The organism is Leifsonia lichenia (genome assembly GCF_054780215.1).
The window spans coordinates 15,520-40,178 of sequence record NZ_BAAGWT010000001.1; the positions used below are offsets into that span (position 1 = coordinate 15,520).

A 24,659-nucleotide genomic window follows, 5' to 3' on the forward strand; every position below is an offset into this window, starting at 1 on the left:
GTGCGGTCGCAGATGACATGGCGGTCACGGCTGGCGCGGCACGTCGGTCGGCGGGAGCGGCCGCGGGGCGGCGGGAGCGGGTGCGGGTGCGGGCGTCGTCGCCGGGTCCACGCTGTCCGTCGTGTCCGCCTTGGCGACCGCGTCCGTATCCGGCTTCGCCACCTTCAACTCCGATTTCAGAATGCGCGCCGACTGGCCCATCGCCTTGGCGAGCCCGGGGAGTTTGGAGGCGCCGAAGACGAGGAGGACGACGGCGAGGATGATCAGCAGGTGCCATCCGGTGAGATTGCCCAACATGGGAAAGTTCCTTTCACTCATCGAGCGAAGAGCTCGTGCGGTGACGGTGACGGTGTCAATGACCGTGAAGAATTCGCGGACGCGCCCGCCCGCGCGCTGTATCGGGTCAGCGCGCGGGCGATCGTGCCACCCCGGCCAGCGCGCCACGGCGACCGGGGTGTGGAGGCGCGCACCATTGCGCGCATCCGGTCTCAGGCGCTGGTGTTGATCGAACCGTTCACGCCGGCGGGGAAGAATCCGCCGGAGCGTACCGCGCCGGGGTTGAGGTAGACGATGTTCAGCACCTGCCCGGTGGTGCGGCTGTATGCCAGCGAGTTGGCGTCGGTCGGCACCAGGTTCGCCATGGCGGGGGTGCCGATGCCCTGGTCGTCGTCGGTCGGTCCGTCGAGGCTGTCGCGGGCATCCGAGATCTTCTGCACATCCGTGTAGACGACGGGAGCGATGACCCCTTCGGCGTACAGCGTCGTGCGGATGATCCCGGCGTGGTACGCCTCGACGGCCAACAAGCCCGCCGCCGCATCCAGGTAGGTCTTGTTCTGGATGAACGGCGCAGCGCCCTTGTACGCCGTGACGCCGACATCCTCGAAGATGAACGCAGCGAACAGGAAGTTCAGTTCGTTCGCGTACGGGTCGAAGGTCTGCCCCTTCTTGATCAGGCCCGCCGCTGTCGCCGCCGCCGTGAAGCTCGCGTCAAGCGAGATGGCGGGCCGCGAGACCGCTGCCGCCCCGAGGGCGCTCCGCAGGAACGCGACGTGGTTCCTTTCATCCGCCGCGATCTCCTGCGCGTATTTGCGGATGATCCGCGTCTTGAAGGGCACTTGGCGGCCACCCTGCACCCGGCCACGGGTTCCCGTGCCGGTCGTCAGCTCACGTGGCAAGCCCTCCCCGGTGACAGCGCGCAGGTAGAACTCGGCCTCCAGGTACTCCAGGTTCAGCGCGAAATTCAGGATCGAACCGTCACTCGGCGTGCCTGGAGCGGGCGGCGGCGTGCTCGGCCCGGGTGTCGGCGTCGGTGCGGGCGTGCCGGTGGTGGCCAGCGCGGGGTCCGCGGCCACGAGGACGGATGCGGCGCTGACACCGGCGATACCGGCCATCGTGAGGAGCCGACGCCGGTCGAGCGCGGTCTCCCCACTGCGCTTGATGGCGTTGGTGATGAATTTGTCGTCGAACATGCTCGTGCTCCAGTCATTGTCATCCAATGACGGGGACGTTGCCTGCCCGACAATCCTCGTCGACGCGGACGTTCTCCGCGTACGAGGTGAGAATAGCTCACGATGTGCAGGTCTCGGTAGCCCCTTGACTTCATCGCGGGTCTGCGCGGTGCGCTGCCGTTGCCCGGATCTCCGCCCGTCGACGTGTGGCAGGACGCATCGAGCGGGCGGAGACGGGGAGGCTGAGGCCGAGAAAGGGCCAGCCGTAGTCGTGTTCGGACCGGCACGGCGAACGGATTGGATGGCGAGGATTGCCGTCTCGTTCGATCGGGCGTTACCATCGCTTCGCACCCCGAAACACCAGTGAAGGGGGATGCAATGACCGATACAGCGAACATCCCGGGCGACGACCCGCTTCCGGTCCCGCCCGTACCTCCCGACGCCACTCTGCGCGTCGACGATTCCGGCGACCTGCTGCCGCCGCTCGACGTGGACCGAACGCCCGCGCCTCCCGCCATCAGTTCGAGCTTCGGGGAGGAGGTCCCGCTCGATGCCTGAGCTGCTCCCCCGGGGCATGGAGGACATGCTCGCCGAGATGGGCGCCCCGGGAACCTGGGGTCGCACCTGGCCGAACCCGTGGTGGCCGAGCGGCAACAGCGCATACGACGACTGCGCCGCCTGCGTCAGCTTCTACCTGTTCGGGCTCAATTCGTTCCAGAATCCGTTCTTCACCTACGTTTCGCAGATCCAGAACTGGGGCCGGCAGGCGGGCGTCTACCACGACGGCTCTGCTGGTGTGCAGCGCGGCGATGTGCTCGGTTTCGACTGGAACGGCGACGGCGACTACGACCACACCGAGATCGTGGTGGCGGTTTCCCCCGGCGGTTCTGTGGTCACCTCGCGCGGCACCAACTCCAACCCCGGCGACGACATGCGCGACCGCACCCGCTCGGCGCGGTACATCCTGAGCTACATCCGGCCCCCGTACCAGGGTTCGCCGGGGCAAGGAGACGAGTTCGACATGGCTTCCCTCGACGACCTCCGACAGATCGTGGATGCCGCGGTCAGCGACGCCATCGGCGCGATCGGCCAGTCCAGGCAGAACGAGAAGACCGCGATCAGGAGGGAGGGTCGAGGGCGGCTCTACTACTGCCCGAACCCACCGGCCGGCCTCCCCCACTTCGTCGTGATCTTCTGGGATCGCACCAGCAACAACATCCTCTACGCCAACGCGGATGCGGACGGCGGTGTGACCCAGGCCCGCAACTGGAACGAGCTCTACTACCAGACGGCCGACACGGTCGAGCAGGCGATGAGCGCGGGCATCGACCCCGACCGCTTCCGCAAACTCATCGACTTCGCCCTCGGCAAAGATTCGGCCTTCACGAACCAACTGGCGGCGAACCCGTAGGAGCGCGGCAGCCGGGAGGTCGTGCGGCACTGGGCCAGCCAGTGTCCGCGGTCCATGCGACCATTCTCCCGACGCGCAACAGATCGGAGGACGGGATGCGGGGCGAGGCCACCGTGCTGCACGCGGACCTCGACGCGTTCTACGCCTCCGTCGAACAGCGCGACGCCCCGGCGCTGCGCGGCCGTCCGGTCATCGTGGGAGGCGGCGTCGTGCTTGCGGCGAGCTACGAGGCGAAGGCGCGCGGCGTGCGCACCGCGATGGGCGGCAGGCAGGCCCGCGACCTGTGCCCGGAAGCGATCGTCGTCCCACCCCGGATGGATGCGTACTCCGCGGCGAGCAAGGACGTCTTCGCGATCTTCCGCGACACCACCCCGCTCGTGGAGGGCCTGTCGATCGACGAAGCGTTCCTGGAGGTCGGCGGCCTCCGACGTATCGCCGGGACGCCGGAGCAGGTCGCGACGCGTTTGCGCGAGCGCGTCCGCACGGAGGTCGGTCTCGCGATCTCGGTCGGGATCGCGCGCACCAAGTTCCTCGCCAAAGTCGCCAGCGCCGTCAGCAAGCCCGACGGGCTTCTCCTGGTCGAGCCCGACCGCGAGCAGGAGTTCCTGCTCCCCCTTCCCGTGGAGCGCCTGTGGGGCGTCGGCGCTGTCACCGCCGAGAAGCTGCACCGCCTCGGCATCCGGACCGTCGGCCAACTCGCCGAGCTCGAGGAGGCGGCGGCGGAAAGACTGCTCGGCAAGGCGACCGGCGCGCACCTGCACGCCCTCGCCCGCCTCCGCGATCCGCGCCCGGTCGACACCACCCGGCGACGCGGCTCCATCGGCTCCCAGCGCGCTCTCGGACCCCGCCCCCGCACGCCAGACGAGCTCGACCTCATCCTGTCGCAGCTCGTCGACAGGCTCGCCCGCCGCCTCCGCGACGGCGACCGCACCTGCCGCACCGTCGTGCTGCGCCTCCGCTTCGGCGACTTCACCAAGGCAACGCGGTCCCGCACCTTCGCCTTCCCGACCGACCGGACCTCCACGCTGCTCGCCGTCGCCCGCTCCCTCCTCGCCGCCACGCAACCCGAGCTCACCGAGCGCGGCATCACCCTCATCGGCATCTCTCTGTCGCACCTGGGCCGCTCCGACACCTTCCAGCCCGAACTCCCCATCGACTGGAACGACGGAGCCCGCCTCGACTCCGTCCTCGACGCCGTCCGAGACCGCTTCGGCGCAACCTCTGTCGCGCGCGCCACCCACCTCGGCCGCGACCCCGGCTGGTCGGCCCCGCTGCTGCCGGAGCACGAGTGACGCGAGAGACGCGGCGCGCAGCGGAGCTGCGGGCTCGTCGGACCTACCGCCCCTGACGCTTCTTGTACGGCTTCGGCTGCCCCTTCACAGCCGGAGCGCGCCCCTTGCCCTTCGAGGCTTTCGCCTTCCCACCGGCCGGAACGACAGGCTTCTGGGCCGGTGCGGGCGCCGCAGCGATCTCCTCCCGAGCTGTTTCCAGAAAGAGTGTTCCGGCCTTGGTCAGCCGGGTTTCAGCAGAGCCCCGGACAAAGAGCGGAGCTCCCACTTCCTCTTCCAGCTTCGCAATCGACGAGTAGAGGGACGCAAGAGGGATGCCGAGCTCCCGCGCCACCCGCGGAAAATGCAGCCCCTCAGCCACGGCAACAAACCGAACAAGCAGGGTGATATTCACTCAAGACCCTTCATGGTTCCACGACCCGCGCGATTCGCGACCCCTCGCCCCACTCAACTGTACGGAGGCGCCTCCCCCTGCGCGACCGCCTACTGCGTGACGCGGACGCTGCGCCCCTCGAACGTGACGATGTCTCCAGCCTGCAACTGTCGCCCACGCCGCCGATCAACCTCGCCATTCACGCGCACGTACCCGTCGACGATGGCTTCCTTCACGTCCCCACCCGAGTCAAGAAGCCCGGCAAACTTCAAAAACTGCCCCAGCCGAATGCCCTCCCCACCAACCGCAACATCCTCGATCGGCCCCTGTTTCGTCATCCCCGAATGCTAGCCGATCGTGTGCCAGTCGCCGGTTGCCGGTCACTGGGTGTGTTCGTAGAAAGCCAATCAGCCGTTGAGTGCCGCTCAGCAACAGCAGCTTGATTACGGTGCGACCGTGCCTGATTAATCGGCTCGACCTCAATCCCGCAGACCTATGGCCGGTCGTCACCGCGCACCCGACCAACTAACTCGGAGCTACGACCTCAAAAGCGTCGTCCGATCGGACAACGAGCGTGATACCCAGGTTCGCGATGAGCTCCGCGAGATCCGGTTCGGGGGTGCCCGGCAGCAGGATCACCGGCCTGGCTTCAAGCCCGGCATTTCGAGCAATGTGGACGTAGTCCAACACTTGTCCGATGGCAGTCCGAACGTGTCCTCGCGCGATCGATCGTTTCGCTTCCACTATCCAGCGTCTGTCAGGCACATAGAGATCTGGTTCGATCGTGATGTTCCGCACTCGCAGAGGCAGCCGCTGGGGTGGTGTGCCCTCAGCGACCAGCCACGATCCGAAATCGGACTGCAGTTGGAATTCGACGCGGGATACCGTACGTTCACCGGCACCTGTTTGCTCGCCCAGTACCGCAACCACCACGTCCGAGTAGTCGGGCGGCGACCACACGCGCGGGAAGGCCACGTAGTCGATTGGTGATTCCTCTGAGTCCACCTCTCCACCGCCGTACGCCGGAAGCAGATCGACCCTCGCCTCCACTGGAATGAGGTTGAAGATAATCCCCTGACGAGGCGCGCCGTCTCGATCCGGGATCGTCTCGAATTGGTAAGCAGGACTGTCGAGCGCGAAGGAGCCAACGTAGGTGGCAAATACCCCGTTGGTCCTGAGCAGCCTGATGGTCTTGCCTGCGGCTGCGGAATCGCGCAGCGCTCGGTTACCTCTTACGAACTCTTGCGGGCCGGTCTGGCCCTCTCCGGTGTACGCATATGATCCGTCCTCGCGAAGACCTTCGAACTGGTCATAGCCGTAACGCGCTCCGGACGCGGGATCCGTGAAGATGATGATGTCGGGGACGCTCCGCGGAGTACATATGCCGCCCTGCTGCTGGCCGCCATACGCCGCGTGAATCGAACGCCGCCGAACGGTGTCCCCCGGTTCGAGCGTCCACACCTTTGCCTCGCGATGACGCCCCTCCAGCCGAGCTCGGACGGTGTCTGCTTGAGCGTCGTCAATCTCCCATCGCGACGTGCCGACCGGCAGCACCCCGTACAGGTCGCGAAGGACGGAGCGAACGCGTTTCTGCGACATGGAGAGCTCGAGCGAAAGGTCAGCTGGAGTGATCATTCCCATACCGCGAGGTTATGGCATGACGCGTGTTTGGCGACAAGGTGCCCCTGGAGGGACTCGAACCCCCAACCTTCTCCTTAGGACGGAGCAGCTCTTCCATTGAGCTACAGAGGCTGACCGCACGAGTCTACCGGGGGCTCCCAGCCAGCGCGAAACCGGGACACGCCCGAAAGGCTCACGCCGCGGGCGCCAGGTAGTCGCTCCAGTCGGGCTGCGTCACCTCGGTGCCGCGCACGACCCAGGAGGCGTCGTGGGGGACGCGGGGGGTGAAGGCGAGGGACCAGTTCATCTCGGCGGGCGTGTGGTTGCCCTTGATGTTGTTGCAGCGGAGGCAGCAGGCGACCAGGTTCTCCCAACTGTCGGCTCCGCCGCGGGAGCGTGGGAGGACGTGGTCGATGGTGGTGGCCGACTTGCCGCAGTATGCGCAGCGGTGCAGGTCGCGGCGGAGCACGCCTCGGCGGCTCACGGGGACGGCGCGACCACGGGGGATGCGGACGTAGCGGGTGAGAAGGATGACCGACGGGCGCTCGTAGCTGGCTGAGATGCCCCAGACCGGGTGGGCCTGGTCCACAGAGAGCACCGTGGCCTTCTGGTTCATGACGAGCACGATGGCGCGTTTGAAGGAGACGACCGCTAGGGGCTCGTAACCGGCGTTGAGGACCAGTGTCTTCATCGTGGACCTTCCTGCGAAACAGCGACGGGATGCGGTGCGCTGGGGCTGAGAAACGGGTCTGGGGAAATTGAGTCTGGGAAAAGAAAAAGGGCACTGTCCGTGCGGACAGCGCCCAGTGAAGCGGCGGCATGGTGGCGGCAGGCCACGAAGGGGCGGCGGCAGGCCACCACGTGGGTGCGACAGGCGAGGAAGTCGTGATGGCGGGCGACCAGTTGGCCGCGCTCTACCCCGGAAGTCACCCTGCGCGGCTCGGCCATCGCACTCCCCGGATCTCTCGCGGTGCGAACATCCAACGCGTGGACATTCACGGTTTCAGGGGATCAGAGTAACGCAGAAACGGCGCGCCACATATTCGGGGCGCGCCGTTCCTGGTCCGCGTAACGCGGAGTTCACGTTCTGTTCCGGTCCCGGAAGCCTCGGGACCGTGTCGAAATCAGCCCTCGATCGGGCGGATCGTCAGCCTCAGATGCCGAGACGGACGATGTAGTAGTCGCTGGTCCAGATCGGGCGGATCGAGATGCTGCGGCCGGTGTCCGGCGCATCCATGATGTTGCCGTTGCCGGCGTAGAAGCCGTCGTGGCCTGGCATGATGACCAGGTCGCCGGGCTGGGCGTCCGCGATCGAGATGCGCTTGCCCATGGCCGCCTGGCCGGAGACCGAGTGCGGCAGGGAGATGCCGAACTGGGCGTAGACGTACATGACGTAGCCGGAGCAGTCGAAACCGGCGGGCGTGGAGCCGCCGAAGACGTACGGGGTGCCGATGTACTGCTGCGCCACCGAGAACACCTGCGGGAGGCTGAAGCTGGGGTACGGCGGGTTGGCCAGGAAGTCGGTGACAGACGGGCCGGAGTAGCTGGCGTAGCTCGCGAACGAGACGGCGGCCTGCTGGCGGGCCAGCTCCGCGGCCTTCGCTGCCTTGGCGGCGGAGAGCTCCTGCTCGCTGGTCGCAGTGGCGGCGTCGCGGGCGACGGCGGCGGCTGCGACGGTCTGAGGCACCTCGACGCTCTGCGACTGGGCCTTCTTCATGCTGTCGACGGCGCTGCTCTTGAACTGCGCGGTGTCGGCGCCCTGAGGGTTGAAGGCGTAGGCCGGAAGCGCCATCGTGGCGATGAGGCCGGCGGCGAGGGTCATGACGGCGACGTTGATCACGCCGCCCTTGACCTTCTTGCTCGGCTTCTTCGCTGCGACCTTCTCCGCGGGCTTGCGGAACGCGGCCCCGGCGGAAGCGACAGAAGAGCCAGCGGACGAACCAGAGCCAGAACCGGATGCGGTGAGGGGCGCGGCCGCCTTCTGCTCCACCCGTGCGCCGCGCAGAGTGCGGCGGGACACGACGTCGGAGGTTGCGGGGGTCGAGCTATTCGGGTTTGTGGGGCTCTCTTCAGAGCCTGGTCTACCTAATAGGGCCAAGGGTTGAACCTCCTGCGCTCCAGCAGCACTAGGTAGCTGCCCCGTCCCGGATGCTTATAGCTTGGCTTCGCGAACCAGGAGACAGGGGTGGGGGGTGGAGCGTCCCGGTTCGGGTCCTGTGGCCGGCTTCTGGCCCGTCGGACTCGTTAGAGACTACGGGACGACCCCCGCTTTGTCACATCCTTTTTCCGATATTTTAACAAGTCGGTAACGGAAATCAGGCTTCGACGAAGATGTGCGCCGCCAGCTCGTTCGGCAGTTCCAGGCCGTTCTCGAAGCCGTCGATCTGCACGGCCACGTAGGAGCCCGCGGGAGTGAATGTGCCGGTCGAGCCGGGAAAAACGCCCGCCTGCTTGAGCTGAAGGAGAAGCTCGGGATCAACCTGAGCCGGCTCTCCGAGGCGCTTGATCCTGGCAGAAACCCCGGAATCCTTGCCGACGACCACATCCACGAGGTTGGTGAGGCCCTCTGTGGTGGGCGACACGATGTCGCCGAGTTCGTCGAGACCCGGGATGGGGTTGCCATACGGCGACTCCGTCGGGTGGCCGAGCATGGTCAGCAGCTTGCGCTCCACCTGCTCGCTCATGACGTGCTCCCAGCGGCACGCCTCCTCGTGCACGTACTCCCACTCGAGCTCGATCACGTCGCTCAGGAGGCGCTCGGCCAGGCGGTGCTTGCGCATGACGTGCACGGCCTTGCGGCGCCCGTCGTCGGTCAGTTCGAGGTGGCGGTCTCCGGACACGACCACGAGTCCGTCCCGCTCCATGCGGCCGACGGTCTGGGAGACGGTCGGGCCTGAGTGGCCGAGACGCTCCGAGATGCGCGCACGCAGAGGGACGATGTTGTCCTCTTCCAACTCCAGGATGGTGCGAAGGTACATCTCGGTCGTATCGATCAGGTCGGTCATCAACCCTCCAGCTTTGTCGCGCGCGTGTGTCCAGTAGAGACTACTGGGTGCCGGTGACAGCACGGAGTTGCCGCGGCGGAGTCGACCGACAGGGGTACTAACAGCCAATAGACTCTGGATATGCCGGATGTGACGATTCCCACTGATCTGCTGCCCGCCGACGGACGATTTGGATGCGGTCCATCCAAGGTCCGCGAAGAGCAAGTGGCCTACCTCGCAGGAGCGGGCGCGAAGCTGCTCGGCACCTCCCACCGCCAAGCTCCGATCAAGAACCTCGTCGGCAGCGTGCGCGACGGGCTCGCCGAGCTGTTCCGCATTCCGGAGGGCTACGAGGTCGTCCTGGGCAACGGCGGCTCCACCGCGTTCTGGGATGCGGCAGCCTTCTCGCTGATCGAGAAGCGCAGCCAGAACCTGGTCTTCGGCGAGTTCGGCGGCAAGTTCGCCGCAGCGGCGAAGACGCCGTGGCTGGAGGCGCCCCAGGTGATCGACGCGCCCGCAGGCTCGCGCAGCGAGGCACAGGCGGCGGAGGGCATCGACGTCTACGCCTGGCCGCACAACGAGACGTCCACCGGAGTCATGGCGCCGGTGAAGCGCGTGCACGGCGACGACGGGGCCCTCACGGTCATCGACGCGACCAGCGCGGCCGGTGGCGTCGACATCGACGCGGCCGAGTCGGACATCTACTACTTCGCCCCGCAGAAGAACTTCGCGTCGGACGGCGGCCTCTGGCTCGCACTGTTCTCCCCCGCGGCCATCGAGCGGGTCGAGCGCATCGCGGCGAGCGACCGCTACATCCCCGAGTTCCTCAGCATCAAGAACGCGATCGACAACTCGCGCCTCAACCAGACGCTGAACACCCCGGCCGTCGCCACCCTGGTGCTCCTCGAGAACCAGATCCAGTGGATGAACGGCAACGGCGGTCTCGCCTGGGCCGGTGCTCGCACGGCCGAGTCCTCGAACACCCTGTACGCCTGGGCGGAGAGCGTCGAATACGCGACACCGTTCGTCGCCGACCCCGCGCACCGCTCTCAGGTGGTCGTCACGATCGACTTCGACGACGCGATCGACGCCGCCGCGGTCGCGAAGGCGCTGCGGGCCAACGGCATCGTGGACACGGAGCCGTACCGCAAGCTCGGCCGCAACCAGCTCCGCGTCGCCACGTTCACGGCCATCGAGCCGAACGACGTGCGCGCGCTGATCGGCTGCATCGAGTACGTCGTCGGCAAGCTCGGCTGAGCGGAGCCACCGTGCGCCTCTGGCTCCGCGACGACGAGCGACGGCCCGATCCTGTGCCCGTGAAGACGGACGACAGGAAGGCCGTGCTCGTCGGGCTAGGCCTGTGGGTGGTCGCCCTCGTCGTGACGCTCGTCTTCTTCCGCCAGCTCAGCGCCTCCGGCGACGGCTGGTGGCTCTGGACCGTCGTCGTCGGACTCGCGCTCGGCCTCGTCGGACTCGGCTACCTCACCGTCAAGCGGCGCTGAGGCGTCGCCGGGCACGTCGAGATCGGCGTCGTCCTCGTCGAGGTCGTCCGCGTCGTCGTCGAGCTCAGCGTCGTAGGTGTCGTCTGCGCTCTCGATGTCGACGCCGTCGAGGTCTTCGGGGTGGAGGTCGTGCACGTCGTGCTCGCCGTCCTCGTCCTCGAAGTCGTCGTCGGTGTCGTCCTCGTCGTCGGACTCGTCGGTTTCGTCATCCTCGTCGTCGGAGAGGGCTTCCGCCTCCGCCGCCGCGATGGCCTCCTGCGACGCCTGGTAGTCGGCGAGCCGCTCGGACCACGGCACCCAGTCCGGCGCGAGCAGGGCGCGCTCGCCGGGCATCAGCTCCGCCTCCAGCACGCTCGGCGCTGCGTCGCCGTCGATGCGCGACAGCGTCACCGTCCAGTGCCAGCCCGGATAGCCAGACATGGTGCACTCGAACAGCAGGGAGAGCACGTGCTCCCCCTCCACGATGTGGCCGGCCGGCGCGCCGATGGTGGCCTCCGGAGTGATCTCCTTCAGCGCATCCCGTGCCTGGGCGATGGATGCGAGGAGCACGTCGTCGGGAACGGTCCAGACGGGCGCGGACGCCTCCGGAGACTCCGCAGGCGACTCGGCCTCAGCGTCAGCCCCGAACTCGGCCTCAGCCCCGAACTCGGCCTCAGCCCCGAACTCGGCCTCGAACTCGGTGTCAGGCATCCAGGTCGTCCGCAACCCGGCGCAGCACGGCGGCGATCTTCGCTCCGTGCGCCTTGTCCGGGTACTTGCCCCGCTTGAGGTTCGCCCCGATGCCGTCGAGCAGCTTAACGAGGTCTTCGACGATGATCGCCATGTCGTCCGCCGACTTGCGGCTGAGCTTCACGAGGCTCGGCGGAGCGTCGAGGACGCGCACCGACAGCGCCTGGGCGCCGCGCTTGCCGTCGGCGATGCCGAACTCGAGGCGGGTCCCCGCTTTCACGACGGCACCTGCCGGCAGGGCGGAGGCGTGCAGGAAGACTTCTTGGCCGTCATCGGAGCTGATGAAGCCGAAGCCTTTCTCGTCGTCGTAGAACTTGACCTTGCCGGTTGGCATGGGAACCTCATTTCACATGGGGGATCGTATGACCAACCTCAATTATCCTTGATTTCGTGACCCAGCAGACCCCACAGGCGGCAAGCCGCCTCCAACGCATCCTGTCGTACATCATTGCGGCACTCGTGATCATCTCCCTGGTCTGCATCGCAGCCGTCCTGATCGGCTCCGCTCTCGGCGGTATGCCGGAGCAGGGATCGGGTCAGGGCCTCTGGCCGGTGGTGTTCGTCCTGCCGATGATCGGCCTGTCCGTGGCGTTCATCCTGGTGATCGCGCTCATCGTCATCACCGGCAGGCAGCGCAGCAAGGCGGCGAAGGCTGCAGGGCCCTCCGGCTCCGGCGGAGCCGGGACGGGCAAGCGGTAGGCCGGCGGACGGGCTGGATCAGCGCCGATGACGAACACGCTCGCTCTGGCTGCGCGCCTGCGGGCGATGCCGGACGAGTCGATCGTCCACATCCTGCACGAGCGGACGATCCGCCGTGCGGGGATCTCCGATTTCTTCGACCTCGCGGACGCCCTGCTCGACCGCGACGCGGTTCAGCGCGCGCTCTCCGGGCTCGACCGCACCCGGCTGGCCGTGCTCGTGACGCTCGGTCGCGCATCCACCCCGCTGGATGCCGCTGAGGTCGCCGCGGCGCTCGCCGGCTCCCCTGCCACGCCGGGGATTACCTCCGCGGCTGCTCAGGAGGCCCTGGACGCCGTCTCCGGCCTCATCCTCGCCCACACCGACTCCGGCGCGTTCTCGGCGTACGAGGCCGTCACAGCGCAGCTCGCGGCGTGGCCGAGCATCCATCTGCCTGCCCCGGATGCGCTGCTCGCCGAACCTGCGCCCGCCGCCCTGGCCGCCGTGCCGGACACCGAGCGCCGCTTCACCGACCGCCTCGCCGCCGAGCGCGCCTTCGACGCCGTCACCGCCGTGTCGGAGCTGATCGCCGAGCTTTTCAGGGAGGGGGCGCGGGAACTGCAGAAGGGCGGCCTCGCCCTGCCCGCGAGCAAACGCATCGCCGGAGCCCTCGCCGTGGACGTCTCCGTGGTGCCGACGGTGTTCTCCGTCGCATCCCGTGCCGGACTCGTCGCCATGGAGGATGCGGCCTGGCTTCCGACCGACGCCGCCTCCGCCTGGCAGCACTCCCCCACCGCCGACCGCTGGCGCGCCCTGGCCGCGTCCTGGCAGGACGCCCTGCCAGACGACCTGCGCAGGATCCTCTCCTCGCGCAGCCGCGCCGCCTGGGGCGACAGCCTGCGCGAGTACGTCGCCTGGCTGTACCCGGCCGGTCGCGCGTTCGCAGAGGAGCGGGTGGATGCGTACACCAGGGATGCGGAATGGCTCGGCATCACCGCCCAGCAGGCTCCGAGCAGCGCCGGAAGCGCCCTGGTCGAGAACGGCCCGGACGCCGCAGCCGCCGTGGTGCGCGAGCTGTTCCCCGCCGAGGTGGACAAGGTCTACCTGCAGCACGACCTCACCATCGTGGCCCCCGGTCCGCTCGACCCGGCAATCGACGGGCGCCTGCGCGGCATGGCGGACGTGGAGAGCAGGGCGCTCGCATCCACGTTCCGGGTGTCTGCCGCGACCATCGACAGGGCGATCACGGGCGGGGAGACGGCGGAGAGCATCCACGCGTTCCTGGCCGAGATCTCGCTGACCGGCGTGCCGCAGCCGCTCGACTACCTGGTGCGGGATGCGGCGGAGCGTTACGGCCGCGTGCGCGTGCGGGCCATCGACGGCGACGGGCGGATGCGGTCGGCCGTCGTCTCCGCCGACCTCACGCTGCTGACGACCATCGAGGTCGACCAGTCGCTCAGCGCGCTCGGGCTCGTCCGGGCGGCGGAGGACCGGTTGGAGAGCCGGTTCGCACGGGATGTGGTGTTCTGGGCGATCAGCGACGCCCGCTACCCGGTGGCCGCGGAGGACGCGCACGGGGACGTGGAGGCGCTACGGAGACAGCGGGTCGCGCATCCCCGGGTCGCGGAGCGCGTCGACCAGGAAGCGGAACTCGTCGCCCGGCTGCGGGAGGCCGACGCCACCGCGGACGAGAGCACGGGAGAGCAGTGGCTCACCCGGCAGCTCGACCTGGCCATCCGGGGCAAGCAGCTCGTGGTGGTCGAGGTGGCGATGCCGGACGGCCGCGTCGTCGACTACCTGCTGGAGCCGACCGGCGTGGGCGGCGGACGCCTGCGCGGCCGGGACAGAGCGGCCGACATCGAGCGCACCCTCCCCCTCTCCAGCGTCCGGGGCCTCCGCCCTGCCGACTGACGCCCTCCCGCCGAAGCCATCGAGCCGGGACTTGTGCACGGGTCGGCTCGGCGTGTCGCGTGCACAAGTCCCGGCTCGATGGCTTCGGGGCGGCGGAGGGGGCGGGCTGAGACGGGCGCAGAGAAAGCGGGCGTAGACTCAGCGGTTATGTCAGATGGCCCCCTGATCGTCCAGAGCGACCGCACCGTCCTGCTGGAGGTCGCGCATCCGTCGGCCGAAGACGCACGGCATGACCTCGCCGTGTTCGCGGAGCTCGAGCGCGCGCCGGAGCACATCCACACCTACCGGATCACCCGGCTCGGACTGTGGAACGCCCGCGCGGCAGGGCACACCGCCGACGACATGCTCGGCACCTTGGAGCGATACTCGAAGTTCCCCATCCCGCAGACCGTTTCCGTCGACATGGCGGAGACCGTCGCCCGCTACGGGCGGCTCGTGATCGAGCGCGACGACGACGGCGTGCTGCTGCTGCGCTCGACCGACCTGCCGGTGCTCACCGAGGTCGCCGGAGCCAAGCGGATCGCTCCGCTGCTGCTCGAACGACGGGATGCGGACACCTTCGTCGTCGAGGCGTGGGCGCGCGGCCAGCTCAAGCAGGAGCTGGTCAAGCTCGGCTGGCCTGCAGAAGACCTCGCGGGCTACACGCCGGGCACGCCGCATCCCATCGACCTGGTGGAGGACGGCTGGAAGCTGCGCGACTACCAGAACAAGGCGGTCGACAACTTCTTCGACGGCGGCTCCGGTGTCGTCGTCCTGCCCTGCGGCGCGGGCAAGACCCTGGTCGGCGCCGGTGCGATGGCGACGGCGAAGACCACCACGCTGATCCTGGTGACCAACACGGTCTCTGCCCGGCAGTGGCGCGACGAACTGCTCAAGCGCACCACCCTCACCGCCGAGGAGATCGGCGAGTACTCCGGCCAGGTTAAAGAGGTGAAGCCGGTCACCATCGCCACCTACCAGATCCTCACTGCCAAGCGGAAGGGCGAGTACGCGCACCTCGCGCTGCTCGACGCGATGGACTGGGGTCTCGTGGTCTACGACGAGGTGCACCTGCTGCCCGCGCCGGTGTTCAAGCTCACCGCCGAGCTGCAGGCCCGCCGCCGCCTCGGCCTCACGGCCACCCTGGTGCGCGAGGACGGCCGCGAGGGCGACGTGTTCAGCCTCATCGGCCCGAAACGGTTCGACGCGCCATGGAAGGAGATCGAGGCGCAGGGCTTCATCTCCCCCGCTGCCTGCTACGAGGTGCGCATCGACCTGCCTGCCTCCGACCGGCTCAGCTACGCGGCCGCCGCCGACGACGAGCGCTACCGGCTGGCAGCCACCGCGCCCGCCAAGCTGGATGTGGTTCGCCGGCTCGTCGAGCGCCACAAGGGCGAGCGCATCCTCGTGATCGGGCAGTACCTCGACCAGATCGACGAACTCGCCGAGGCCCTGGATGCGCCGTCGCTCACGGGCGCGACCCCGGTGGACGAGCGCGAGCGCCTGTACCAGGAGTTCCGCGAGGGCCGGACGGAGGTGCTCGTGGTCAGCAAGGTCGCGAACTTCTCCGTCGACCTTCCGGAGGCGACGGTCGCCATCCAGGTGTCCGGGTCGTACGGGTCCCGCCAGGAGGAGGCCCAGCGCCTCGGCCGGCTGCTCCGCCCGAAGGAGTCCGGCCTGTCCGCGAACTTCTACACGCTCGTCTCGCGCGACACCGTCGACCAGGACTTCGCGCAGAACCGGCAGCGGTTCCTCGCGGAGCAGGGGTACTCGTACACGATCCTGGATGCGCACGCCCTGGCCGCGTAGGCAGCCTCGCCGGTGCTGTCCGCTCGTGCGGAAAGCGCGGTGGGGAGCTCGGCGGCTCGTGCGATAAGCGCGGTCCCGCGGCCTACGACCGCGCGTTTCGCACGACTCGTACGCACTCCGGGCTGGCGCCTCAGCGGCGGACGTACCGCAGCAGCAGCGTGTCGCCCGAGACGAGGGTGTGCGCGAGCCGCAGCCCCACCGGCACGATGGGCGACGCCCCGGACGAGATACGGGTCGCGACACCCGCCTCCAGCCGCGGGCTGAGCGTCAGGCACAGCTCGTCGAGCTCCCCCGACGCGATCAGGTCGCCGAACAGGTGCGGCCCTCCCTCGCAGTGGATGCGGCTCAGCCCTCGCTCGCGCAGCACCCGCACCAGCGCCTCCGCCTCCACGCGGTCGCGGCCGCAGACAACGACGTCCGCCACCTCGGCGAGGGCTTCGCGGGTGTCCTCGCGCGACCGTTCGGTGGTGAGCACGATCGGCCGCACCGGCGCATCCTGGAAGATCGGGCTGGCCGGGTCGAGGTCGAGGCTCGCGGAGACGATGGCGAACACCGGATGCGCGGCCCGGCCGTGCTCGGCCCGCCAGCGCTCGGAGGGCTCGTCGACCCGCATCGCCGCGTACCCCTCTGCGCGCACCGTGCCAGCTCCGACCACCACCACGTCGCAGAGACGGCGCAGGATGGCGAACACGCGCCTGTCCGCGTCGTCGGACAGCCCGCCGGAGAGCCCGCCGTGGGTGGCGGCTCCGTCGACGCTGCTGACGAAGTTCACGCGCAGCCACGGCAGCTCGGCGGCTCCGTCGCTGTAGAGGGCGGCCAGGTCGTCGTCGCCGAGTCCCTCTGCCGCCGGCAGCGGGTAGACCCTGGCGATGGCCGCGTCAGTCATTCACGTCTCCCATGTTGTGCTTGAGGTGTGCGGGCTCGCGCAGCCCCAGGATCGCCTCGGTCATCCTGGTCGCGGCGACGGAGGCGGCCACGTCGTGCATCCGGATGATGCGGGCGCCGTTCACGATCGAGACGACCGCGGCGGCGAGCGAGCCTTCGAGTCGTTCGGCGCGGGGCGCATCCAGGGTCTCGCCGATGAAGTCCTTGTTCGAGACGGCGGCGAGCGTCGGGTATCCGAGGTCGGCGATCTCGCGGAGCCGCCTGGTCAGCTCCAGCGACTGCAGCGTGTTCTTGTTGAGGTCGTGGCCGGGGTCGACGATGATCCGCTCCTCGGGGATGCCTGCGGCGAGCGCCACTTCCACCCTGCCGAGCAGGAAGGCGGCGATCTCCGCGGCGACGTCGTCGTAGTGCGGCCGCGGATAGAAGGTGCGCGGGGCGGCGAGGCTGTGCGTGATGACGAGGCTCGCGTCGCTGTCGGCCACCACCGACACCAGGTCGGGATCGCTGAGGCCGGTGGTGTCGTTGACGACCGTCGCACCTGCGGCGATGGCGCGGCGTGCGACCTCGGCGTGGAAGGTGTCCACCGAGATGACCACGTCCGACCCCGCCCGCAGTTGGGCCACCACCGGCACGACCCTGTCGGCCTCCGCCTCGACCGGGATGGGGTCGCCTGGCGCGAACGGGGCGCCGCCGATGTCTACCCAGTCCGCCCCGAGTTCCACGGCGCGGAAGCTCGCCTGCACGGCCTTGTCGAGCGCGAAGGTCCTGCCCTGGTCGAAGAACGAGTCCGGCGTGCGGTTGACGACGGCCATCACGGCGACGCGGCGGGAGAAGTCGAACGTGCGGGCGCCGATGGTGCGGACGGGGATGCGGAGCGGTGGCAGATACATGTCAGAGCGAGGCAAGATCCACGCTCTCGTCGGTGAGCCGGCCCTCGTCCACGCGCGCGCCGGAGCGGATGAGCCGCTGCACCTGGTCGTTCACATCCCAGACGTTGACGTTCATCCCGGCCACCACGCGCTCGTTGCGCAGCCAGAACGCCACGAATTCGCGCGCGTCGACATCGCCGCGGTAGACGACCCTGGCGTCTGCCGCCAGCGGTCCGTAACCCGAATACTCCATGCCCAGATCGTATTGGTCGGAGTAGAAGTACGGGATGTCGTCGTAGCTCGCGGCCTCGCCCAGGATGCTGCGCGCGGCGACGACGCCTCCCGCGATGGCGTTCGCCCAGTGCTCGTTGCGCAGGTGCCTGCCGATGACGGGCAGGAAGGGGTTGGCGAGGTCTCCCGCCGCGTACACGTCTTCGGCGACTGTGCGCATCCCCTGATCGGTCGGCACGCCGTTGTCGACGGAGAGGCCGGAGCGTTCGGCGATGGCCGTGTTCGGGATCGCCCCGACGCCGACCACCACCAGATCGGCGGGGATGCGCTCCCCGGTGCCGGTGACCACCTCGCGCGGCCCGTCGTCACCTCCGTCGATGGCCACCACCGACGCCGCGTTGCGGAACGAGACGCCGTTGTCAGTGTGCAGCCTCTCGAACACGCGGCCGAGCTCCGGCCCGATGGCGGAGCTGAGCGGCACGGCCGAGCTGCCGACCACGGTCACGTCGTCGCTGTAGCCGCGGGCGGCCGCCGCGACCTCCAGGCCGATCCAGCCGGAGCCGACCACCACGACGCGCCGTCCGCCCACCTCGAGAGCCGAACGCAGCCATTCGCTGTCCTCGACGGTCCGCAGCGTGAACACCGCTCCGTGCCCCGCGCCCGGCACCGTCAGCCGCCGCGGGCTCGCTCCCGTCGCGAGCACCAGGCTGTCGAAGGTGATGCGCGCGCCGCCGTCGAGAAACAGCTCGTGCGCGGCAGCGTCGAACGAACTCGCCACCGTGTCCGGAAGGAACTCCACGGCGTTCTCCGCGTACCAGTTCTCGGGATGCACGTCCCCCGCCCGGCGCTCCGCCTCGCCCTTCAGGAACTCCTTCGACAGCGGCGGCCGGATGTACGGGTGGTGCGACTCCGCGCCGAACAGCAGGATGCGGCCGTCGAATCCGCGCTCGCGCAGCTCGGTGGCGACCGTGGCTCCCGCCAGTCCTGCTCCGGCGATGACGACGGTGGGCTTCGACATGGTGTCCTCCTCGCGACGGCTCTTCCCAGCATCCACTGTTCCCACGGCGGCCGCCAGACCCTCACACCAATCCCACACCGTGCGCTCACAGGCAGGATTCAGCCAACGCGCAGATACTAGGTGCCATGAACGCCGGACCTCGCATCCTGATCGTCGACGACGAGCCCAACATCCGCGACCTGCTCACCACCAGCCTCCGCTTCGCCGGGTTCGCCGTGCGCGCGGTCGGCAATGGCGCCCAGGCCATCTCCGCGGTCCTCGAAGAGGAGCCAGACCTCATCATCCTCGATGTGATGCTCCCCGACATGAACGGCTTCGGTGTCACCAAGCGCCTCCGCGGCGCCGGGTACACGGCCCCGATCCTGTTCCTGACGGCCAAGGACGACACCGAGGACAAGATCACCGGTCTCACCGTCGGCGGAGACGACTACGTCACCAAGCCGTTCAGCCTCGACGAGATCGTCGCCCGCATCAAGGCCATCCTGCGCCGCACGATGCAGGCCGACGAAGACGCGGTCATCCGCGCCGGCGAGCTGACGATGGACCAGGACACCCACGAGGTGTTCGTCGGCGACACCGCCATCGAGCTGAGCCCCACCGAGTTCAAGCTGCTGCGCTACCTGATGCTCAACCCCAACCGCGTGCTGTCGAAGGCGCAGATCCTCGATCACGTCTGGGAGTACGACTTCAACGGCGACGCCGGCATCGTCGAGTCCTACATTTCGTACCTGCGCCGCAAGGTGGATGCGCACTCCAGCGAGCCGCTCATCCAGACCAAGCGCGGGTTCGGCTACATGCTGAAAGCCGCAAAGGTCTGACCAGGCTCCTGCACATGCCCGGCACAGCTTCGGCTGCGTAAACTGGCGGCCTCATGCACACACGCTTACTGGATCGATGGAACGCGATCTCGCTGCGCACCAAGATCACCGGCGTGACCGTCCTGATGCTGACCCTCGGGCTGCTGGTGACCGGCATCGGCACCATGTCGATGCTGAAACCGGTGCTGCTCGACCAGTTGGATGCGCAGCTCTCCGCCGCGTCGGGGGGAAGCTACCTCAACACCTACCTCAACGGCACGTCGTCCGACAGTGAGACGATTGCGACAGACGCGAGCCCTTCGGACTACTTCGCCGCTCTGTACGACGCTGACGGCAAGCTGGTGGCCTCCAACTGGAAGAACATTCCGGAGGCGCACCGGCCAGCCATTCCGGAATCGCTGACCGTGCCGCAGAGCAAGCTCCTTCCGCCCGGCGGGTATCCGCTGCTCAGCAATGACGGACACACCGCCTATCGGGCGCTGGCGACGACGGTCACGCTGACCAACCCGCCCGGCGCCCTCGGCACGGCGATCGTGGCCACGACCACCTCGCAGATCGACACGGTGATGGCGAGCTTCCTCGCGATCTTCCTCGGCTTCGGCGTCATCGTCATCATCGTCGGAGCGGGTCTCACCCGGATGCTGGTGACCACCACGTTCTCCCCGCTGCGCGAGGTGGAGCAGACGGCGGCGGCCATCGCGGACGGCGACTTCAGCCAGCGCCTCGGCGGCGCGACCCCCAACACCGAGGTCGGCCGCCTCAACCGCTCGCTCAACACGATGCTGAACCGCATCGACCGGGCCTTCAACGACCGCGCGAGAACCATCGACCAGATGCGCCGCTTCGTCGGCGACGCCAGCCACGAGCTGCGCACCCCGCTCGTCTCGGTGCGCGGCTACGCCGAGCTGTACCGGATGGGCGCCCTGCAGACCCCGGAGGACGTCGCGCAGGCGATGGACAGGATCGAGAAGGAGGCCATCCGGATGGGCGGCCTCGTGGAAGACCTGCTGGAGCTGGCGCGCCTCGACGAGACGAAGCCGCTGAATCTGCATCCGGTCGACCTGGTGCGGATCGCGCAGGACGCCGCGATGGATGCGATGGCCGGCTCCCCCGGCCGCGTCGTCACGGTGATCACCCCGCAGGCGATCGCCGCCCCCGAGTTGGGGCCGGAGGAGCCGGGCGTCGACACGGTGCCCATGCCCATCCAGGACCCGGCACGGGTCAGCAACGCCACCGGGCCGATCGCGTTCGCCGGGGCGACGCTCGCACGGCTGCGTCGCGGACGCGCCCGCCGCCCTGGCGGCACAGAGCAGGCGCTGGTGACCACCGCGGAGAAGGTGGTGCTGCACCAGCCGGTCGCCGCAGAGCCCGCGATCGTGCTCGCCGAGGAGAACAAGCTGCGCCAGGTCGTCACCAACCTGATGGGCAACGCCCTCCGCTACACCGCGGACGGCACCCCCATCGAGATCATGGTGCAGGTGAACCACCAGACCGGCCGGGCCATCCTCGAGGTGCGCGACCACGGCGATGGCATCCCGCCGCAGATCCGCGAGAAGATCTTCCAGCGCTTCTGGCGCGCAGACACCTCCCGCGCCCGCGAGACCGGCGGCAGCGGCCTCGGTCTGGCCATCGTGTCCTCCATCATCGCCGCCCACCACGGCACGGTCGAGGTCGTCGAGACGGAGGGCGGCGGCGCCACCTTCCGCGTCTCCCTGCCGCTGGCGGAGACCGCTCCCACGAGACACCAGTAACTGCGCCGCATCCCGGGCGTTTCGCGACAGTTACTGGCATTTCGCCACCGGATGCGCGGCCGGGCTGTGGGGTGACTGGGTTCAGGGCGATGTGAGAAGCTTCCGGGCGACCTCCGCCACGGGCTCGGTGCCCTGCCCGCCCCAGGCGGAAACCTGCACCCACTCACCGCGGGACAACACGTTCACTCCGGTCAGCCAGGCCTCCTCGCCCATGGCGGACCACCCGACAGTCTCTCCGTCGACGCCGGGGATGGCGAGCGGCGACCGCGCGACGCCCGGCGTCGCGTCGGCGTCAGCCAGGTAGACCGCATCGGCATTGCTCATCCTGGTGATATGAACGGCCCAATGCCGGGCCTCCGTGTCTTCGTAACGGCATTGGGAAGCGCTGCCGAGTCGCAACGCCGCGCTCTCTATCGCGAAAGACTCACCCCAGGTCGCGGCCTTCACGTTTCGGAGGCCGTACACGGACTGGATGGCGCCGATCGCTTCCTCGCAGTGCGGCCGAGCCGCGAGCGCGGGCGCAGCCGTCGGGACTGGTGCTGCCGCGACCGCGGTCACGATGCTCTGGACGTACTCGTGGAAGCTGTGCTCGGACAGCCCTTCGCTACCCGATTCTGCGCCCGCTGCTGAGAGATTGGCCGAGACGGCGAGCCAGATGTCGCCGACGAGAACGTCGGTGCGGCAGAAGATGGAGTGGCACTCGCCGCCGAGCGACTCGCCGCCTTCGTACGCGGCTCCCGCAGCAGGAGACTCCGTTGCTGCCAGCCGCTCCCAGGCCGAGCGCGCGTGCGGCAGCGTCGCCACAATCACCGTCGGGTCGTGTTGTCCCTCATGGCGCAGGCCTCCGAGCCCGCCCCACCCGCAGAACGAGCCGTTCGCGGCCAGGATCGGCCACGGGCCACGAAGCACGGCTCCCACCTGGAATTCCGTCAACGTCTGCGGTTCCCCAGTTCCTCCAACGAGTTCACGCACCGCGTCCGGAGTCGTCAGGCTCTCGCACGCCGTCGGAGCGACCACGGGCTCCGCGACCGGCGTCGCGGTCGGCGCCGGTGAAGGTGTCGCGGACGCGTGAGAGATCGGCTCTGCCGTCTCGGCGCATCCCGAGAGCAGGCCGACGAGGAGGGCGGTCGCCCCGACGAGCAGCGAACGTGACAACGCGGATGCGCGCATAGATCCCCCAAAGGAATGTGAAACGTTATCTATTCAATCTCACAGAGCCTTCCAAGCCAACTCGGCGCGGACACGAAAGAGGGCGCCTCCCGTGCGGGAGACGCCCTCTTCGTGGTGCTGGGTCGGACTTAGAAGTCCATGCCACCGGTCGGGTCGCCGACCGGAGCAGCGTTCTTCTCCGGCTTGTCGGCGACGACGGCCTCGGTGGTGAGGAACAGGCCGGCGATCGACGCTGCGTTCTGCAGGGCCGAGCGGGTGACCTTCACCGGGTCGTTGATGCCGGAGGCCAGCATGTCGACGTACTCGCCGGTCGCGGCGTTGAGGCCGTGGCCGACCGGGAGGTTGCGGACCTTCTCGACCACGACGCCTGCCTCGAGGCCGGCGTTGATCGCGATCTGCTTCAGCGGAGCCTCGATGGCGACGCGGACGATGTTGGCGCCAGTGGCCTCGTCACCCGTGAGCTCGAGCTTCTCGAAAGCGGTCTTGCCCGCCTGGATGAGGGCCACGCCACCACCGGCGACGATGCCCTCTTCGACGGCAGCCTTCGCGTTGCGGACGGCGTCCTCGATGCGGTGCTTGCGCTCCTTGAGCTCGACCTCGGTCGCGGCGCCTGCCTTGATGACCGCGACACCGCCGGCGAGCTTCGCCAGGCGCTCCTGCAGCTTCTCACGGTCGTAGTCGCTGTCGGTGTTGTCGATCTCGTTGCGGATCTGAGCGACGCGACCGGCGATGGCCTCGGGGTCGCCGGCGCCCTCGACGATGGTGGTCTCATCCTTGGTGATGACGACCTTGCGTGCCTGACCGAGCAGGTCGAGGGTGACGTTCTCGAGCTTGAGGCCGACCTCCTCGGAGATGACCTGGCCACCGGTGAGGATGGCGATGTCCTGGAGCTGCGCCTTGCGGCGGTCGCCGAAGCCGGGAGCCTTGACGGCGACCGACTTGAAGATGCCGCGGATCTTGTTGACGATCAGCGTGGCCAGAGCCTCGCCGTCGACGTCCTCGGCGATGATCAGGAGCTGCTTGTTGGCCTGGATCACCTTGTCGACGATCGGCAGCAGATCCTTGATGTTCGAGATCTTCTGGTTGGCGATGAGGATGTACGGGTCTTCGAACACCGCCTCCTGGCGGTCCTGGTCGGTGACGAAGTACTGCGACAGGTAGCCCTTGTCGAAGCGCATGCCCTCGGTCAGCTCGAGCTCGGTGCCGAAGGTGTTCGACTCCTCGACGGTGACGACGCCCTCCTTGCCGACCTTGTCGATCGCCTCGGCGATGATGTCGCCGATGGTGGTGTCTCCGGCGGAGATGGATGCGGTCGCAGCGATCTCCTCCTTGGTCTCGACCTCCTTGGCGCTCGCGATGAGCTCCTCGGTGACGGCCTTGACGGCCTTCTCGATTCCACGCTTCAGGGTGATGGGGTCTGCGCCGGCGGCCACGTTGCGGAGGCCCTCCTTGACGAGCGCCTGAGCGAGAACGGTCGCGGTGGTGGTTCCGTCACCCGCGACGTCGTCGGTCTTCTTGGCGACCTCCTTGACGAGCTCCGCGCCGATCTTCTCGAACGGGTCGTCGAGCTCGATCTCCTTCGCGATGGAGACGCCGTCGTTGGTGATCGTGGGGGCTCCCCACTTCTTCTCGAGAACGACGTTGCGGCCGCGCGGGCCAAGCGTCACCTTGACGGTGTCGGCCAGGATGTTGAGGCCGCGCTCAAGGCCGCGGCGGGCGTCCTCGTCGAAAGCAATGATCTTTGCCATGGTTGTTTCTCGTCCCTCCCGGACGTCTGCGAAAGATGCGAACGGTTAGCACTCGATCAGATGGAGTGCTAAAGCGATTCTGGCACTCGTGCCCGTCGAGTGCAAGATGAGCGGTCACGCTCGGGGCGGACGCACGAGAGCGCCGCCCCTTTCGGGACGGCGCTCCACCAGGTTGGTTGCTGCGTGCTACGCCGGACGCACCGACTCAGCCTGCGGGCCCTTCTGTCCGCTGCCGACTTCGAATACGACCTGCTGGCCCTCTTCGAGGACCTTGTAGCCGTTCATGTCGATGGCGGAGTAGTGGACGAACACGTCCTGTCCCCCGTCGTCGACGGTGATGAATCCGTAGCCCTTCTCAGCGTTGAACCACTTCACGGTTCCGTTCGCCATGCATTACTCCTATTGCTGTGTTTCGTAGCGACGGCCCATCACCGGC

The 24,659-nt window shown here is 68.3% G+C and carries 25 protein-coding genes, 1 tRNA gene and 1 pseudogene; 10 read left to right on the forward strand and 17 right to left on the reverse strand.

From position 1 onward, the window contains the following. Positions 1–24 precede the first annotated feature (24 nt). Positions 25–297, reverse strand: coding sequence for a twin-arginine translocase TatA/TatE family subunit (locus ACYVGI_RS00080; RefSeq protein ID WP_460630660.1), 273 nt, complete (start codon positions 295–297; stop codon positions 25–27). 191 nt (positions 298–488) lie between these two features. Next, positions 489–1,469 carry a ferritin-like domain-containing protein gene (locus ACYVGI_RS00085; RefSeq protein ID WP_460630661.1) on the reverse strand — a complete coding sequence of 327 codons (981 nt, stop codon included), beginning with the start codon at positions 1,467–1,469 and terminating at the stop codon, positions 489–491. A gap of 357 nt (positions 1,470–1,826) precedes the next feature. Here ACYVGI_RS00085 and ACYVGI_RS00090 point away from each other — a divergent pair, with 357 nt between their 5' ends. The 3 genes from ACYVGI_RS00090 to dinB all read left to right on the forward strand — a co-directional run bounded on the left by ACYVGI_RS00090 (position 1,827) and on the right by dinB (position 4,151). Then, positions 1,827–2,006, forward strand: a complete 180-nt coding sequence (locus ACYVGI_RS00090; RefSeq protein ID WP_460630662.1) for a hypothetical protein — start codon at positions 1,827–1,829, stop codon at positions 2,004–2,006. Continuing rightward, the gene (locus ACYVGI_RS00095; RefSeq protein WP_460630663.1) at positions 1,999–2,859 is read left to right on the forward strand and encodes a CHAP domain-containing protein; all 861 of its coding nucleotides are present in this window, start codon (positions 1,999–2,001) and stop codon (positions 2,857–2,859) included. The genes ACYVGI_RS00090 and ACYVGI_RS00095 overlap by 8 nt, the downstream gene beginning before the upstream one ends. A 95-nt stretch (positions 2,860–2,954) precedes the next feature. Then, positions 2,955–4,151 (forward strand): DNA polymerase IV, encoded by a 1,197-nt coding sequence (dinB, locus tag ACYVGI_RS00100; RefSeq protein WP_460630664.1) that lies wholly within the window; start codon positions 2,955–2,957, stop codon positions 4,149–4,151. A gap of 43 nt (positions 4,152–4,194) precedes the next feature. Here dinB and ACYVGI_RS00105 read toward each other — a convergent pair whose 3' ends face one another. From ACYVGI_RS00105 to ACYVGI_RS00135, 7 genes are all read right to left on the reverse strand, one after another. Further along, the gene (locus ACYVGI_RS00105; RefSeq protein WP_460630665.1) at positions 4,195–4,542 is read right to left on the reverse strand and encodes a LysR family transcriptional regulator; all 348 of its coding nucleotides are present in this window, start codon (positions 4,540–4,542) and stop codon (positions 4,195–4,197) included. Positions 4,543–4,631: 89 nt separating this feature from the next. After that, a complete protein-coding gene (locus tag ACYVGI_RS00110; protein WP_460630666.1) occupies positions 4,632–4,859 on the reverse strand; it encodes an RNA-binding S4 domain-containing protein in 228 nt (75 codons plus the stop codon). A 187-nt stretch (positions 4,860–5,046) separates the two neighbouring features. Further along, complete coding sequence (locus tag ACYVGI_RS00115; protein WP_460630667.1) at positions 5,047–6,162, reverse strand: hypothetical protein; 1,116 nt, start codon at positions 6,160–6,162, stop codon at positions 5,047–5,049. A gap of 39 nt (positions 6,163–6,201) precedes the next feature. After that, positions 6,202–6,273: transfer RNA gene (locus ACYVGI_RS00120), tRNA-Arg, on the reverse strand. 61 nt (positions 6,274–6,334) lie between these two features. Further along, the gene (locus ACYVGI_RS00125; RefSeq protein ID WP_460630668.1) at positions 6,335–6,832 is read right to left on the reverse strand and encodes an HNH endonuclease; all 498 of its coding nucleotides are present in this window, start codon (positions 6,830–6,832) and stop codon (positions 6,335–6,337) included. A gap of 462 nt (positions 6,833–7,294) precedes the next feature. Continuing rightward, positions 7,295–8,161, reverse strand: coding sequence for a C40 family peptidase (locus ACYVGI_RS00130; protein ID WP_460630669.1), 867 nt, complete (start codon positions 8,159–8,161; stop codon positions 7,295–7,297). Positions 8,162–8,456: 295 nt separating this feature from the next. Next, the gene (locus ACYVGI_RS00135) at positions 8,457–9,146 is read right to left on the reverse strand and encodes a metal-dependent transcriptional regulator (protein ID WP_055895233.1); all 690 of its coding nucleotides are present in this window, start codon (positions 9,144–9,146) and stop codon (positions 8,457–8,459) included. A gap of 120 nt (positions 9,147–9,266) precedes the next feature. On the opposite strand from ACYVGI_RS00135, the gene serC reads away from it, so the two are divergent. Both serC and ACYVGI_RS00145 read left to right on the forward strand, forming a co-directional pair. Then, positions 9,267–10,382, forward strand: coding sequence for a phosphoserine transaminase (gene serC, locus ACYVGI_RS00140; RefSeq protein WP_460630670.1), 1,116 nt, complete (start codon positions 9,267–9,269; stop codon positions 10,380–10,382). Next, positions 10,379–10,564, forward strand: a pseudogene (locus tag ACYVGI_RS00145) (DUF2530 domain-containing protein); the annotation flags it as partial. The gene serC and the pseudogene ACYVGI_RS00145, both read left to right, overlap by 4 nt. Here the strand turns inward: ACYVGI_RS00145 and ACYVGI_RS00150 are convergent. Both ACYVGI_RS00150 and ACYVGI_RS00155 read right to left on the reverse strand, forming a co-directional pair. Then, positions 10,478–11,317, reverse strand: coding sequence for a DUF3027 domain-containing protein (locus ACYVGI_RS00150; protein WP_460630671.1), 840 nt, complete (start codon positions 11,315–11,317; stop codon positions 10,478–10,480). The pseudogene ACYVGI_RS00145 and the gene ACYVGI_RS00150 overlap by 87 nt on opposite strands. Further along, a complete protein-coding gene (locus ACYVGI_RS00155) occupies positions 11,310–11,690 on the reverse strand; it encodes a cold-shock protein (RefSeq protein ID WP_055895229.1) in 381 nt (126 codons plus the stop codon). The genes ACYVGI_RS00150 and ACYVGI_RS00155 overlap by 8 nt, the downstream gene beginning before the upstream one ends. Before the next feature lie 56 nt (positions 11,691–11,746). Between ACYVGI_RS00155 and ACYVGI_RS00160 the strand changes: the two genes are divergently transcribed. The 3 genes from ACYVGI_RS00160 to ACYVGI_RS00170 all read left to right on the forward strand — a co-directional run bounded on the left by ACYVGI_RS00160 (position 11,747) and on the right by ACYVGI_RS00170 (position 15,733). After that, positions 11,747–12,055 (forward strand): hypothetical protein, encoded by a 309-nt coding sequence (locus ACYVGI_RS00160; RefSeq protein WP_460630672.1) that lies wholly within the window; start codon positions 11,747–11,749, stop codon positions 12,053–12,055. A gap of 27 nt (positions 12,056–12,082) precedes the next feature. Further along, positions 12,083–13,945: a helicase-associated domain-containing protein gene (locus ACYVGI_RS00165; RefSeq protein ID WP_460630673.1), complete on the forward strand. Its 1,863-nt coding sequence runs from the start codon at positions 12,083–12,085 to the stop codon at positions 13,943–13,945. A 147-nt stretch (positions 13,946–14,092) separates the two neighbouring features. Continuing rightward, positions 14,093–15,733 carry a DNA repair helicase XPB gene (locus tag ACYVGI_RS00170; protein ID WP_460630674.1) on the forward strand — a complete coding sequence of 547 codons (1,641 nt, stop codon included), beginning with the start codon at positions 14,093–14,095 and terminating at the stop codon, positions 15,731–15,733. Between the two features lie 130 nt (positions 15,734–15,863). On the opposite strand, the gene ACYVGI_RS00175 is transcribed toward ACYVGI_RS00170, so the two are convergent. From ACYVGI_RS00175 to ACYVGI_RS00185, 3 genes are read right to left on the reverse strand one after another with little or no spacing between them, the layout of a single operon-like run. After that, entirely contained in the window at positions 15,864–16,619 is a 756-nt protein-coding gene (locus ACYVGI_RS00175) for a pyrimidine reductase family protein (RefSeq protein WP_460630675.1), read from the reverse strand. Further along, positions 16,612–17,508, reverse strand: a complete 897-nt coding sequence (folP, locus tag ACYVGI_RS00180) for a dihydropteroate synthase (protein WP_460630676.1) — start codon at positions 17,506–17,508, stop codon at positions 16,612–16,614. The genes ACYVGI_RS00175 and folP overlap by 8 nt, the downstream gene beginning before the upstream one ends. Position 17,509: 1 nt before the next feature. Then, complete coding sequence (locus ACYVGI_RS00185; RefSeq protein WP_460630677.1) at positions 17,510–18,736, reverse strand: NAD(P)/FAD-dependent oxidoreductase; 1,227 nt, start codon at positions 18,734–18,736, stop codon at positions 17,510–17,512. Positions 18,737–18,861: 125 nt separating this feature from the next. Here ACYVGI_RS00185 and ACYVGI_RS00190 point away from each other — a divergent pair, with 125 nt between their 5' ends. Further along, positions 18,862–19,554, forward strand: a complete 693-nt coding sequence (locus ACYVGI_RS00190; protein WP_055895214.1) for a response regulator transcription factor — start codon at positions 18,862–18,864, stop codon at positions 19,552–19,554. Positions 19,555–19,607: 53 nt separating this feature from the next. Beyond that, positions 19,608–21,305: a sensor histidine kinase gene (locus tag ACYVGI_RS00195; RefSeq protein ID WP_460630678.1), complete on the forward strand. Its 1,698-nt coding sequence runs from the start codon at positions 19,608–19,610 to the stop codon at positions 21,303–21,305. Between the two features lie 81 nt (positions 21,306–21,386). On the opposite strand, the gene ACYVGI_RS00200 is transcribed toward ACYVGI_RS00195, so the two are convergent. The 3 genes from ACYVGI_RS00200 to ACYVGI_RS00210 all read right to left on the reverse strand — a co-directional run bounded on the left by ACYVGI_RS00200 (position 21,387) and on the right by ACYVGI_RS00210 (position 24,613). Beyond that, the gene (locus tag ACYVGI_RS00200) at positions 21,387–22,223 is read right to left on the reverse strand and encodes a hypothetical protein (RefSeq protein ID WP_460630679.1); all 837 of its coding nucleotides are present in this window, start codon (positions 22,221–22,223) and stop codon (positions 21,387–21,389) included. A 380-nt stretch (positions 22,224–22,603) separates the two neighbouring features. Further along, positions 22,604–24,223, reverse strand: coding sequence for a chaperonin GroEL (groL, locus tag ACYVGI_RS00205; RefSeq protein WP_055895208.1), 1,620 nt, complete (start codon positions 24,221–24,223; stop codon positions 22,604–22,606). Between the two features lie 186 nt (positions 24,224–24,409). Beyond that, positions 24,410–24,613, reverse strand: coding sequence for a cold-shock protein (locus ACYVGI_RS00210; protein ID WP_055895205.1), 204 nt, complete (start codon positions 24,611–24,613; stop codon positions 24,410–24,412). Positions 24,614–24,659: the final 46 nt, after the last annotated feature.